Below are 12,642 nucleotides of genomic sequence, written 5' to 3'. Positions count from 1 at the left end.
CCTGCGGGCTATTCCTCGATCAAGACGGACAAATTCCCCTATGTCGCCGGGGCGGCTTTCTACTAACGGCATTAGTTGCCGCCCGGTCCCCTATGGCAGATGTCACAAGGGGACCGGGCGGCGCGTTCCGTACCGTGGCGTCACCCGCTCTGCTGCAGAGCCTGGAGCGACGCCACCAGCTTGTCCACCTCCTCACGTGTGTTGTACAACGCGAGTGAGGCACGGGCCGCGCTCTCGAGTCCGTAGTGGGCCAGCGCCGGCTGGGCACAGTGGTGGCCGGCCCGGACGGCGATGCCGTCGCGGTCCAGCCAGTCGGCGATCTCCATCGGAGTACGGCCCGCCAGGGTGAAGGTGAGCACGCCGATCCGGTCGGGCGCCGAGCCCAGCAGCCCGAATCCGGGCACGGCCGCGAGGGCCTGCTGGGCGTACGCCATCAACGAGGTCTCGTAGGCGGCGATGGCCTCCTGGTCGAACGAGGTCAGCCAGTTCAGGGCGGCCAGCAGGCCGACGACACCGGAGATGTGCCCGGTGCCGGCCTCCAGGAGATGAGGCGCCGGGGCATAGGTGGTACGGCCGAAGCCGACCGACTCGATCATGTTGCCGCCGCCCTGCCACGGCACCATCTTCTGCATGACCTCCGGCTTGGCGTACAGGGCGCCGATGCCCGTCGGGGCGAACAGCTTGTGACCGGAGAACACATAGAAGTCGGCGTCCAGGTCCTGTACGTCGACCGGGAAGTGCGCCACCGCCTGCGCCCCGTCGACCAGGACCTTGGCCCCGTAACGGTGCGCGAGCGCGGTCATCTCGCGCACCGGCGGAACAGTGCCCAGCACATTCGACGCATGACTGATCGCCACCAGCTGAGTGCGCATGGAGAGCAGGTCGTCGAACGCGTCGAGGTCGATCTGGCCGTCCGGTTGCAGGGGTACGGGGACGACCCGGGCCCGGGTCTCCTTCGCGATCATCTGCCAGGGGACGATGTTCGAGTGGTGCTCCAGCACCGGCACGAGGATGTCGTCCCCCGGACCGAGGTGGGCCCGCCCCCAGGTCTGCGCGACGAGGTTGATGGCTTCGGTGGTGCCGCGTACGAAGGCGATGGTGTCCGGGGACGGTGCGCCCAGGAACCGGGCGACCGCGGCCCGGCCCGCTTCGTACGCCTCGGTGGCCTCCCGGGCCATGGTGTGCGCGCCGCGGTGGATGTTGGAGTTGGCGGATCCGTAGAAGCCGGCCAGCGCCTCGATGACCTGCCGCGGCTTCTGGGTGGTGGCCCCGTTGTCCAGCCAGACCAGCGGGTGACCGTTGACCAGCCGGTGCAGGATCGGGACGTCCCGGCGCGCCAACTCGGGGGAGAAGGCGGCGGGTTGGCCGCCGAGTCCGGGGACCTGGCCCGGGATTCCCGTGGTCTGGCCGGGCAGTCCGGCCGGACCGGGCAGACCGGTCGACTGTACGGCCTGGTCGGCGGCGGGCCCGGCGGTGGCGGCGGACGGGCTCGGACCCCCGGCCGCGAGGGGGTCCGTGACCGGAACCGCGGTGGCCGGCGCACCGGGCACACCGGCGGCCGGCAGCTGAGCCGGGTCGGACGCCGCCACCGGATCGGACGCCGTCACCGGATCGGGCACGGGTTCCGGCGCGGATGCCGTCAGCGGATGCAGTGCCAGGCCCTGCGTGGCGTCAGGAGTAGTCATGGTAGTTGTTGACCTCGACGTTCTGGAGCACGGCGACCGCGTCTTCCACCAGCACCGCGGCGTTGAAGTACGCCGTCATCAGGAAAGAGGTGATGCCCTTCTGGTCCATGCCCATGTTCCGCATCGACAGGCCGGGTTCCATCTCGTCCTCGATCTTCGCGGGCCGCAGACCCACCACGCCCTGCTCGGCCTCGCCGACCCGCATCAGCAGGATCTCGGTGGTGCCGACCCCTGAGCCCTCGGAGAACCGCACCTTGTCGGAGGGCAGCAGCGGCACGCCGCGCCAGGACAGCAGCGGGCTGCCGAACCGGGTGTCGATGACCGGGGGGACACCCCGGCGCGTACACTCCCGCCCGAACGCGGCGATCGCCCTGGGGTGTGCGAGGAAGAACCCGGGCTGCTTCCACACCCGGGTCAGCAGCTCGTCCAGGTCGTCCGGCGTCGGTGATCCGGTCCGGGCCTGGACCCGCTGACCCGGCGCCACATTGTTGAACAGCCCGAACTCCGGGTGGTTGAGCAGCGAGGCCTCCTGGCGCTCGCGCAGTGCCTGCGCGGTGAGGGTGGCCTGGGCGCGGACCTGGTCGATGGGGCCGTTGTACAGGTCGGAGACCCTGGTGTGCACCCGCAGCACGGTCTGGGCGAGGTTCATGTGGTACTCGCGGGGCGTGGCCTCGTAGTCGACGAACGTCCCCGGAAGGTCCGGTTCACCGACGTGCCCGGTCGCGAGATCGACCGGGAACTCCGAACCCGCCAGGGCGGCGTCGCCCGCGAGGTAGGCGTCCATAGCTCCCCGCAGCGTCGCGTCCCGGTCGCGCAGTCCGTCGAGCACACCGCGTTCGACGCACAGCGCCACACCGGGGGTGAGGGCCCGGACGCGGTACGGAATGGGCTCCGCGCGGGTCCAGGCGTCGAGGTCGAAGAACTGGCCGTCGCCGATGACCTCGAGCACGCCGTCCTCGCCGTAGCGGCCGCTCACCCGCTTCTCGGCACGGCCCTGGACGATCACCCACAGCTGGTGGTGCGCGTCGCCGTCCTGGGCGAGCATCTGCCCCGCCTCGAAGCGCACTTCCGTGAAAGCGCCGGCGAGTTCGGTGAGCAGGGCGTCGTCCACCTGCCGGAGGTACGGAAGTTCCCGCAGGTCGCCGGGGATGACCTGGTGCGAGCCGCCGTCGCTGTGGGTGCTGATGCGGTCGTCCCCGAGGACGTAGGTACGGCGGCGGTTGACACGGAAGACGCCTGCTTCCACGTCCACCCACGGCAGGGCGCGCAGCAGATAGCGCGGAGTGATACCGCGCATCTGCGGGCTGGTCTTGGTGGTGGTCGCAAGCTGCCGTGCCGCATCCGGGCTGAGGCTCAACTGGTCGTTCACGGGACCCCTCCTCATCGCAGGCATGCCGATCGGCCGGCGCGGGGCCGAAAGAGCCGACGGCATGCGGGAACGGTCCGATCGTGTTGCCGGGGTCCGCCGCCCCGCAACCAACCGTTTGCCGGTGTGAGGCCGGAATCGCTCGCTGCCCTGAACGACCAATTCCGCAAACACGTGCGACCACCCGTGGCGACAACGCCGCCACCACGCACGGAAAACCCGGGAACAGGTGCTTCACGGACGCCCGGACGCGTCACTCCGCTCCTTTCAACACCCCCGCATCCGACCAGTTTTACTCTCATAACACTGCTTTGCATTTCCTAAAGGATGGCTTATCGGTCTCCTCCGCCCCTCCCCGCGCGCGGTGCCCCCCCCCGCCACCTGCCGCAGGTTGCGGCTGCCGTGCTGGTCAGGGCAGTCTTGCGGCATGTCGCAGGTAAGGCTCGAGGCCTGGATCGGTGGAGAGTGGCTGGAGGTGGACGCGGTGAGCGTCACCGTCGGCGATTCCGCACTGACGCTCTCTTTCGAACATCAGCGGACCGAAACCGGTTACCGGAGTCTCATTTGGGAGCCACTGGAGAAATTTCTGCGTGAGTACCGCGACGAGCCGCTCGTCGTGGTACCGCTCGGCCGCAGCCTGCCGGTGATGTTCGGCCCGGGCGCCGCCGGGCCCTTCCGGCTGGCGGAGACGCCGGGCGGCTGACCGCTGCGCGGCGGTGACCCGCGGGCGGGGTACGGCGGGGCGTGGGGCGTGGCCCGGAGAGCCGGGAAGCCGGAGAGGCTATCGGAGTCCGGTCTCCGCCTTGCTGAACAGCACGCCGTCGGAGTAGAAGAACACCGCGTTGCTGGTCCCGTCGGCGCCGTAGCACGTCCAGGTGACGGGGTAGCCGTCGGCGGGTGACGCCTCATGTTCCTGCTGACACGTACTGGCGTAGCGGAACAGGGTCTTCTCGTCGCTGCCGGCCTTGATCTGCTGGTACTCGGCGAGGGTCAGCGGATCGCCGGCGGCGGCGAAGCCCTCGTAGGCGCCGATGGCCACGAGGAGGCCGAGGCCGAGGCCGCAGAGGCCGGCTATCGCGCTCTTCGTCATGGGGGTCCTTCGTCACGTGCAGGGGGGCAGGCCGAAGGAAGAGTCTATGCGCCAATCCGGAGTGCGCCTGGTGGGGCGGCGGGGCCGGCCGGGGAGTGCCGCCCCACCAGGGCTCACGTTTCCTTCCGTGGATTCCTTCCGTGGGCCCGGAGGGTGTCAGCCGATCAGCGGGATCCACCGCTGATCGGCGGCTCCGGTGCACCGCGCGAGAGCCACCGAGCTGCGGTTGCCGGCGTCGGTGATGCAGCCCCGGGCGAACTTCCGGCTGATAAGGGCGGAGCCCGCGTCTCTGCTCGCGTAGTCCCAATACTGGGCCTGGACACCGGAATTACAGTCCGCCAGCGCAATCTGCTGCCCTATGCCCTTGGCCGTGATGCACCGGCCGGGGTGGTGTGCGCTCTCCAGCTGGTATCCCTGGAACCGTCCGGACTTCAGATAGAAATCCTGGGTTCCGGAGGTGTCCGGAGACCAGGACTTCACGGTGTCGTTTCCGAAGGCGTCGAGGTTACGGTCGCTGTCGACGTTCTGGAGTGTGTACCGGACGTCCGGCTGAATCGTGGAAACGGTCGCCGCTTGCGCGCTTCCGGTGGTCAGCAGCCCCGCACTGAACAGGGCCGACGCGGACAGAACGGCGGCGATGGCCTTGCGACTTGCCACGATCTCCTCCTGTGCCTCGCGACTTCCGAACGTCGGATATGACGCCGACGTTTCGAAGTCACCTGAAAAGGTTGAGTGTGCAGTTCCTGGGCATGTGCCCCGGAAAGGAACATACGGTTGGCCGGTCTTTTCCCGGAAGGCGCATTCCGGACGTCAAGAAGATGTGATGATTGCGGCGTCAATTTCTTTTCATTCCCGCACAGATCGCCGGCCGGCAAGTGAGAATTCGGGCCATTCGCGGGCTGTCCGCGAGCGACAGGGAGGGTTCGGCCGAACCTCGGGAATGTTCCGGCCACTACCCGGACGTCAGTATCCGGGCCCGGCCGGGGGCCGATAAAGGGGGCCGGGCCGGCGCACCGTGCGAGCGGGCCGGCGAGCCCCGCGGCGGCGGCACCTCCGACGTCACCCCTCGGGCCTGAGCATGTGCGCAGGCCCTGTTCGCCCCCGTGCCGTGGCGTGATCCTGGGGGCCCTCGACCGGTGGCCGACTGGCTGAATCCATGCAAAGCCCGACATGATGGCCTATGCAGCCAGTTTGCCTGCACGGGCTGATCGCTTAGTCCACTTGGCTCTCACTTATGCCAGTTATGGCGCTGATATGACGTTTATCTCGGTCTGCCGTGCTTCCATCTCGTCATGGAGGTGCTCATGTGATGGCTGGAGACCACAAGCAGGACGTCCGCCCGCACGCGGGTGCGCCGCGGCGCCGTGTGCTGGCTGCGGCCGCGCTGGCTCCGATGCTGGCCGGAGTCTCGGCCCCCGCCCGGGCCCTGGCCACGGGGAAGTCCGGGGCCAGGAGCACCGGACCGGTCGAGCCGGTTGCCACAACGCTGGCGCGCTGGCAGGACGTGGCCGGCACGCTGGGGCGGCCGGGCGACATGAAGCGGAATCTGATGTACCACACGGCGCTGCCACGCCGGGACCTCCCCGTGCGCACCCGCAACGTCCTCGTCAAGCCGGCGCTGGCGCTCGGCTCGCATGTGTCGTTCGTCCGCTACGCGGATGACAGTACGCTGGTGATGGGCGACGTGGTGGTCGCCGAGCACGAACTGCAGCCGTTCACGGACGCCATGCACGAGTACGGGATCGGGCTGACCGCGATCCACAAGCACCTGCTGTCCCAGACCCCGGACATCTGGTGGGTCCACATCCACGCACACGGTCACGACCCCTTGACCATGGCCCGCGGCCTGCGCGCGGGGTTCGACCGCACGAGCACGCCGCCGCCGCTGCCGCCGGCCCCGCCGCAGCCACTCGACCTGGACACTGCCGGCATCGACGCCGCGATGGGCGCCGAAGGCTCGTATGACGACGGCATCCACAAGTGCATCTTCGTCCGCCGTGAGACCGTCACCGACGGGGACCGGGTGCTGCCGCCGGGCCTGGGATCGACCAGCGCGTTCAACTTCCAGCCGCTGGGCGGCGGCCTCGCCGCGCTCAGCGGGGACTGCGCCATGATCGCCGAGGAGGTCCACGACGTCCTGGTGGCCCTGCGCCGTGCCGGGGTGGAGCTCGTCGAGCTGCACAACCACGGCCTGACGGACGAACCCCGCCTGTTCTTCGTCCACTTCTGGGCCGTCGGTGACGGCGTCGCCCTCGCCCGGGCCCTGCGCCCCGCGGTGGCCGCCACCAACGTCGTACCGATCGGCTGAACCCCGGCGCGGCCGCCCGGAGTTCCGCTCACTCCCTCCACGCGCCGTTCGGGAAAAGCCCTCGCCCGCCGCCCCCGTCCTGGGGCAGTCTCCTCGCATGATCGAGTTGCGGGTACTGACAGCGGACGACTGGCCCAGGTGGCGCGAGTTGCGGCTGGCCGCGCTCGCCGAGGCGCCCTATGCCTTCGGGTCCAGGCTCGCGGACTGGCAGGGGGAGGGCGACCGGGAGGAGCGATGGCGTTCCCGCCTGGGCATCCCCGGCTCGTGGCACGTTGTCGCCGCACTCGACGGCAAGCCCGCCGGGATGGCCGGCGGCGTCCCGGGCCCGCGCGACGGTGTCGTGGAGCTGATTTCCCTGTGGGTCGGCAAGGAGGCCCGGGGGAGGGGCGTGGGGGACCGCCTGGTCCAGGCGGTGGAGCAGTGGGCCGCGCAGGGGCGGGCGGAGGTCCTGCAGCTCGCGGTCACGCCCGGCAACACACACGCGAGGGCGCTCTACCGGCGCCATGGATTCGAGGACATCGGCCCACTCGGTGACGTGCTGCCCGACGGACGGAGAGAACACCTCATGACGAAGCGGCTCTGAGCGGCTCTCTCCTGACCCGGCATCTCCCCCTGCAGGCCCGGCGGCCGCGCTCCGCCCCGCAACGTCCCGGCCAAGTTCCCGGCGCGTGGGCGGGACCGAGCCTCCCGCGGACCCGGTCCGAACAGCGGTCGGCTCAGGCATGGAGGCGCCCCAACAGGGCTGCCTTCGCAGGGCAGTTGGACGCGGCGGACCTCGCGCCGACCCGCACCGGCCCGCTCCGGTGTGCCGCCGTCCATGACCGGTGACCGGCTGGATCCGTGCACGCACGGGTGACGAACCACCCGAAATGATCTTCCATCCCGGGTGCGGGACGATCAGCTCCCGCTGCTCGGCATCACTCGGCACAACTCGGCAGGAATCAACGTAGGGAGTCACGTTGTTGCAGCGCACCATTCGGACCGGCCTCGTCACCACCCTCGCGGCACTGGGAATCGCGGCAACCACCGCTCTGCCCGCTCAGGCTGCACCCGTGACCTGTCGCAAGGGCGACTTCTGCCTGTTCAGCGGTCATCACCAGACCGGCGAGGTGCTCTACCGCCTCCCCGTGAAGGTGACCCGGACCGGCTTCACCTTCCCCGAAGTCGACGAACTGTCCCTGCCGGCGGCCCCGCTGTCGGCACGCAATCCGATACCGGACGACTTCGGCTGCATCGTGAGGCTGAACGACAAGCCGCACTTCGCCGGGAGCGAACAGGAGATCGACGGCTTCGGCGCAGCGGAGCTGACCGGTGCGCCGGTGGCGTCGATCACCCCCGACTGCGGCTGAGGAGCAAGGCGGCCGCCGCCTCCGTTCGCGCTCCGTCCGCCTGACTGCGGCTGCGCGGAGTGCGTCGTTCACTCGTCGGCCCACCCGTCAGGGGCGGCGCGGATCACCGTGCTTCAGCCGGCGGGAGACCGGTGCTGCGGAGGTGCGGCGCCGCCCCGGGTACGGGGGCGGGCGGGATCAGTGCGTCCAGGGCGCGGTCGAGGGCGTGCAGCAGCGTGTCCCGGTCGCCGGGCGCGTACAACAGCCGCAGTGCCAGTCCGTCGGAGAGCGCGATCACGGCATCGGCGAGGGCCAGGCAGTCGGCTGCCGCATCCGGGCCACTGCCGTGCCCGGTGGACGCCAGCCAGTCGCCCAGGGCCGCGCGGACGTCCTCGTCGATCTGCCGGCGGATCGCGCCGAGCCCGGGGTGATGGGCCGCACGGGTGGCGAAGGCCAGCTGGGCGGCGGCCTCGGCCCGGCGCTCCGCGTCCACGGGGAGGGTGGTGAGGACGAGTGCGCGGAGCGCCTCGCGCGGGGGGAGGCCGGAGTCGACGGTGGCCATCCGCCGCTCGATGCGTTCGCCGACCAGCTCGGCGGCGAAGGCCAGCATCTCGTCCTTGGTGCGGAAGTACTTCTGAACGGCGCCCGGGGAGCGGCCGCTGGCGGCGGCCACCGTGCGCACACTGACCTCGTCCAGTCCCCGCTCGGAGGCGAGGCGCAGTACGGCTGCACCGATCTGCCGCCGCTGTTCGTCGCGGTCCACGGTCTTCGGCACGCTGTGCGGCTCCTCGTTTCGCGTTCGGTCTGCGGTGTCCCCACCCTCGGTCAGGATACGCTCGTATCCTCTTTGGGATACAGTCGTATCTCGAACGCCCGGGTAGCGCCGAACCGGCGGCCGAACAGCGAAGGACCGAAAGTCGAGTCGCATGGTGAAGGGCGAACGGTGAGCGGCGAAAGGTGAATGGGGACGCCGATGGACGACCGAAGTGAGTCCGCCATGCGGATCGCGGACCGCGAGCGTGACGGCGCGCTCGACCTGCTGGCCGCCGCACTCGCCGAGGGGCGGCTGGACGTGCACGAGCACGGGCAGCGTGTGCGGCAGGCGCTCCAGGCGCGCACCGGTGCGGAACTCGCCGCGCTGACGGCGGACTTGCCCGCACCGGAGCCGTCCGCACGGGAACGGGACCGCAAGGACCTGCGGGACTGGCTGGAGGAGTGGCGCTACTGGCTCGGCGGCGCGGTGATCATGTCGGCGGTCTGGGGCGTGAACTGCTTCCGCAAGCACGAGTTGACGTACTTCTGGCCCTTGCCGCCGCTCGGGATTTGGGCGGCCGTGCTGATCGCGATCGCGGTGTGGCCGCGCGGCGAGGAGAAGCCGCGAGACGAGGAGAAGAAGAACGGCTCGTAACGGCCCCGGCTGCCCCGCCCGGATTCTTGGCCTGCCCCGGCTCATGGCGGCGGCGGTCATGACCCGGCCTCTCCCGGCTCCCATGCCAGCTGCTTCAGCGCCATACGGGCCGCCGGCGCCCGGCCCGGGATGCTCGCCCAGTACGGATGCGTGGTGATCCGCACGGACAGCCGTTGCAGCGTGCGCCGCAGCACCGTCGTCCGGGCGGGATTCTCTGTCGTCGCGAGCTGTTGATACGCGGTGTACCAGTCGCGTTGGGCCTGGAGGAGGTCGTCGGGGAAGGCGTAAGGCATCACGCGGATATTGCATCACGTGTTCGAATTACGGTGCAGCCACACGCAAGGGTCAATCTGAGTCCACGTCACAAGCGCGGGCGGGCCGCGCCGCGGGTCACTTCACGAGGTCGGCGTAGAAGATGATGTTGGCCGATCGGTGGCCGTCGACGATCTCGCCGCCGCAGGTGAGCAGGCGCAGCTCCGGGCGGTCGGTGTCGCCGTAGACCTTCTGGGTGGGGAAGGCGTCCTTCTTGACCTGCTGGCGTTCGCGGATCTTGAAGGTCGCGGTGGAGCCGTCCTCGCGCAGCACCTTGATCACATCGCCGACCTTGATGTTCTTGACGTTCTTCATCAGGGCCGGGCCGTTCTTGGTGTCGTAGTGGGCGACGATGATCGACGCACCCTTCGCGCCGGGGGTGGGGCTCTTGGTCCACCAGCCGGGCTGTTCGGCCTTGCTCACCGGCGGTACGCCGAGTTCCCCGCTGCCGTCCACCTCCAGCGGCACGAACGGACCGGCGTCCACGTCCGCGGAGGGGATCTGCAGGCGCTTGGGCGGGGAGGCCGTCATGGGCGGCGCGGTCTCCTTGGCCGGGGCGGTCGCCGCGTTCTTGATGTTGACGTCGGGGCCGGGGGTGTCGCCGCTGCCGCAGCCCGTCAGCCCGCCCGCGACAGCGAGGGTGAGCGCGGCACAGGTCGCGAAACGGCCGAGACGGGGCGTACGAGTGGTGGTCACGGCGACTCCAGGTGCGTAGCGGGTGACGGTGGTACGGGAACGGCAGGGGTACGGGCCGGCCGGGCGCCGGTACGCACAAGGGCCGGGGTGCGGGCAGAAGCGGGCGGTCCGCTCCGGTGAGGGAGGGAGCGGACCGCCTCAACCCCTGTGTGTCACAAGGGGGATCAGGCGTTGTCGCCGGACTCGTCGGCCTTGCGGCGGCGCAGCACGGTGAAGCCGAGAGCCGCGGCGGCGGTGGCGGCACCACCGCCGGCGAGCAGCATGGTGTGGTCGCCGCCCGTCTCGACGCCTTCAGCACCGGCCTTGACGCCGCCCTTGGGGATGACCTTGCCCTGCCCCTTGGTGCTGTCGCCGGGCACGGCCTTGTGCTGGTCCTGCTTCTTGTTCTTGTTGTCCTTGCCGCCCTTGTCGTCGGGCTTCTTGTTGCCGCCCTCGGTCCAGGAGGTCATGGTGCCGTCGGGCTGCAGGACGAAGTGGGCGCCGTTGTGCTGGCCGTAGGCGGGCTTGCCGCCCTTGGTCTCCAGCGTGTCGTACTTGACGAGCTTGCCGGTGTCGGGGGCCTTGGCGTACATGTCGGCCTGGTAGTGGTTCTGGCCGAGCTTGTAGACCTTGGCGGTGAAGCCGCCGGCCAGGCTCTGGCTGCGGATGAACTTGCGCTCCCCGCTCTTGTCCTTCTTCTCCTTGTCCTTGTCCGCCTTCTGGTCGTCGCCCTTCTTCTGCTCCTCCTTCTGCTGGTTGCCCTTTTCCTGGTTGTTCTTGTCCTGGCCGTCCTTCTGCTGGTCCTGGCCCTGGGTGCCGTCCTGCTTCTTGTCCTGCTCGGCGGTCGGGCTCGCCGAGTCGGCGGAGGGGGCAGGGCTGTCGGCGAACGCGGCGGCGGCCGGCAGCAGCAGCGCCGAGCTGGCGACGGCGGCGATCGCGGACGTACGGACGAGGTTGCGGCGGGTGGCCGTGCGGCGGGAGGAAGCCATGGAGAGTTCCTTTACGAGTCCGAGTCGGTCGTCGTCAACCGCTCCGTTCGGCGGCGACACCAAGGAAGTTATTCATCGCACATCACGGCAATTCTTCGGCTTTGTAACAGCGGGCCGAAGACAAGAGCACGGTGAGGCAACTGTGGCCTGATGCGGGTCTTTGGTCCCGAAGCCGCCACGAAATACCTCGGCCGAAAGGCGGAGAAGGGACGACCGGCCATCCGGCCTTTCGGCCAAGTACCGGCACCCTTTTGACGTTCTGGTTTACCATTCATTCAATTGCATTCGGTGCCCCGCAAGGCGCGGGGCACCTTTATGCGCTGCGGCCCATGACGGCAGCGCACCCTGTCATGCGGCCACGTCGCGGTCTTCGGTCCAGGGAAGACGGCGGAGGACGAAGCCGTCCGTCGGGGCGCCGGCGAAGAGTTGGGGCAGGCGGCCGTCGACCACGTAGGTGCCGTGCGGGGTGGCCGCGGCGGTGGTGGGGGTGGCGTCGGGCCAGGGGGTGTGGCGGGCGGTGGCGGTGGCCGAGGTCCAGTCATCGGTGGAGCGCAGAATCGTCACGGCCGTGGGGCCGTCGGAGGCGAGGCGGTTGGTGACCACGGCCAGCGAACCGTCGGCACGCAGGGCGAGGCCGTCGGCGCCGATGAGCGGCTGCCGCAGGCTGACGGGGCGGGCGCGGTCCGGGGCGTGGACCGGGACGCGCAACAGGGTTCCGGTGTCGTAGCGGGCCACGAGCAGGTGCCCGGTCGGACACCACACGATGCCGTTGGGGCCGACTCCTCGGCGGCCCAGCAGGTCCGGGTTGCGCAGGAGCAGCGACGGCTGCCCGGCGGGGTCCACTCGGTAGAGCTCTCCGGTCACGATGTCCGTGACGTACGCGTTCCCGTGGGCGTCCACGGCGACGTCGTCGGCGCCGTGGACACCGGTCGCGGAACCGGGCACCGTGCTCAGGTCGACCCGGTGCAGCGGCGCTCCGGTGGTGAGGTCGAAGATGCCGAGTCCCGACTGTTTGCCGCGGGTCCGGCAGCTGGTCCGGGTCCCGAATCCCGGGTCCTGGTAGGTGGCGAGGACGCGGCGGCGTACGGGGTCGACGGTGATGCCGAGGGTGGAGACCATCAGCCGGTCGTCGACGAGTGTGCGGACGGTGCCGTCCGGCCGTACGACGGAGACGGTGCCGTGGCGGACGGAACCGACCAGGAACGCCTGCCGGGTGGGGTCCCAGGTGACGCCTTCGGGGTGGAGCGTCGGCGCCCGGCTGGTGATCACGGGGGAGTGGACGGGAGTGCGGGCGGCAGCCGGGCGGGGCGGCGCGGCCACTGCCACGGCGCCGCCCAGCGCGGCGGCGAGCACGGCACGTCGGGTCGGCGGATGAGCCGTGCTCATATGGCAACTCCCCTGCGGATACCCGGTGTTCGGGTGGGCTGACGGCCTGGCGGCTATCAGGCTACCCGGCCGCCCGACGGGCATGGAGGGGCGGG

Annotated in this window: 14 protein-coding genes; 5 read left to right on the top strand and 9 right to left on the bottom strand. The window is 70.1% G+C overall.

The window, feature by feature from the left end; genetic code table 11:
• Nucleotides 1-140: 140 nt before the first annotated feature.
• Both AZE13_RS27790 and AZE13_RS27785 read right to left on the bottom strand, forming a co-directional pair.
• On the bottom strand, nt 141-1,685 hold the full coding sequence (locus AZE13_RS27790) for a cysteine desulfurase (protein ID WP_079124438.1): 1,545 nt from the start codon (nt 1,683-1,685) through the stop codon (nt 141-143).
• A complete protein-coding gene (locus AZE13_RS27785; RefSeq protein WP_079124437.1) occupies nt 1,672-3,054 on the bottom strand; it encodes a family 2B encapsulin nanocompartment shell protein in 1,383 nt (460 codons plus the stop codon). Before AZE13_RS27785 ends, AZE13_RS27790 begins: the two co-directional genes overlap by 14 nt.
• Nucleotides 3,055-3,535: 481 nt before the next feature.
• Here AZE13_RS27785 and AZE13_RS27780 point away from each other — a divergent pair, with 481 nt between their 5' ends.
• On the top strand, nt 3,536-3,754 hold the full coding sequence (locus tag AZE13_RS27780; RefSeq protein ID WP_258528029.1) for a hypothetical protein: 219 nt from the start codon (nt 3,536-3,538) through the stop codon (nt 3,752-3,754).
• Nucleotides 3,755-3,832: 78 nt separating this feature from the next.
• Here the strand turns inward: AZE13_RS27780 and AZE13_RS27775 are convergent, their stop codons facing one another.
• Together AZE13_RS27775 and AZE13_RS27770 are read right to left on the bottom strand one after the other, a co-directional pair.
• Nucleotides 3,833-4,141: a hypothetical protein gene (locus AZE13_RS27775; RefSeq protein WP_066937845.1), complete on the bottom strand. Its 309-nt coding sequence runs from the start codon at nt 4,139-4,141 to the stop codon at nt 3,833-3,835.
• Between the two features lie 156 nt (nt 4,142-4,297).
• Nucleotides 4,298-4,798 (bottom strand): RICIN domain-containing protein, encoded by a 501-nt coding sequence (locus AZE13_RS27770; RefSeq protein WP_066937843.1) that lies wholly within the window; start codon nt 4,796-4,798, stop codon nt 4,298-4,300.
• 652 nt (nt 4,799-5,450) lie between these two features.
• Here AZE13_RS27770 and AZE13_RS27765 point away from each other — a divergent pair.
• The 3 genes from AZE13_RS27765 to AZE13_RS27755 all read left to right on the top strand — a co-directional run bounded on the left by AZE13_RS27765 (nt 5,451) and on the right by AZE13_RS27755 (nt 7,798).
• A complete protein-coding gene (locus AZE13_RS27765; protein ID WP_066937841.1) occupies nt 5,451-6,449 on the top strand; it encodes a DUF1259 domain-containing protein in 999 nt (332 codons plus the stop codon).
• A gap of 97 nt (nt 6,450-6,546) precedes the next feature.
• Nucleotides 6,547-7,032 (top strand): GNAT family N-acetyltransferase, encoded by a 486-nt coding sequence (locus tag AZE13_RS27760; protein ID WP_066937838.1) that lies wholly within the window; start codon nt 6,547-6,549, stop codon nt 7,030-7,032.
• Nucleotides 7,033-7,411: 379 nt separating this feature from the next.
• Nucleotides 7,412-7,798: a hypothetical protein gene (locus tag AZE13_RS27755; protein ID WP_066937835.1), complete on the top strand. Its 387-nt coding sequence runs from the start codon at nt 7,412-7,414 to the stop codon at nt 7,796-7,798.
• A 103-nt stretch (nt 7,799-7,901) separates the two neighbouring features.
• Here AZE13_RS27755 and AZE13_RS27750 read toward each other — a convergent pair whose 3' ends face one another.
• The gene (locus AZE13_RS27750) at nt 7,902-8,552 is read right to left on the bottom strand and encodes a TetR/AcrR family transcriptional regulator (RefSeq protein ID WP_066937832.1); all 651 of its coding nucleotides are present in this window, start codon (nt 8,550-8,552) and stop codon (nt 7,902-7,904) included.
• Between the two features lie 198 nt (nt 8,553-8,750).
• Here AZE13_RS27750 and AZE13_RS27745 point away from each other — a divergent pair, with 198 nt between their 5' ends.
• Nucleotides 8,751-9,185, top strand: a complete 435-nt coding sequence (locus AZE13_RS27745) for a DUF1707 domain-containing protein (RefSeq protein WP_258528027.1) — start codon at nt 8,751-8,753, stop codon at nt 9,183-9,185.
• Nucleotides 9,186-9,241: 56 nt separating this feature from the next.
• Here AZE13_RS27745 and AZE13_RS27740 read toward each other — a convergent pair whose 3' ends face one another.
• From AZE13_RS27740 to AZE13_RS27725, 4 genes are all read right to left on the bottom strand, one after another.
• The gene (locus tag AZE13_RS27740) at nt 9,242-9,481 is read right to left on the bottom strand and encodes a hypothetical protein (RefSeq protein WP_181690464.1); all 240 of its coding nucleotides are present in this window, start codon (nt 9,479-9,481) and stop codon (nt 9,242-9,244) included.
• Between the two features lie 94 nt (nt 9,482-9,575).
• A complete protein-coding gene (locus AZE13_RS27735) occupies nt 9,576-10,193 on the bottom strand; it encodes a class F sortase (protein WP_066937827.1) in 618 nt (205 codons plus the stop codon).
• A 164-nt stretch (nt 10,194-10,357) separates the two neighbouring features.
• The gene (locus tag AZE13_RS36455) at nt 10,358-11,161 is read right to left on the bottom strand and encodes a hypothetical protein (protein WP_066937825.1); all 804 of its coding nucleotides are present in this window, start codon (nt 11,159-11,161) and stop codon (nt 10,358-10,360) included.
• A gap of 348 nt (nt 11,162-11,509) precedes the next feature.
• Nucleotides 11,510-12,547 (bottom strand): hypothetical protein, encoded by a 1,038-nt coding sequence (locus tag AZE13_RS27725; protein WP_079124435.1) that lies wholly within the window; start codon nt 12,545-12,547, stop codon nt 11,510-11,512.
• Nucleotides 12,548-12,642 lie beyond the last annotated feature (95 nt).

It is taken from the genome of Streptomyces sp. NBRC 110611 (genome assembly GCF_001590865.1).
In the GTDB taxonomy this organism is placed as follows: domain Bacteria; phylum Actinomycetota; class Actinomycetes; order Streptomycetales; family Streptomycetaceae; genus Streptomyces.
Note: the sequence above shows the minus strand (reverse complement) of the source record. Positions and strands in the feature narration are given on the sequence as shown.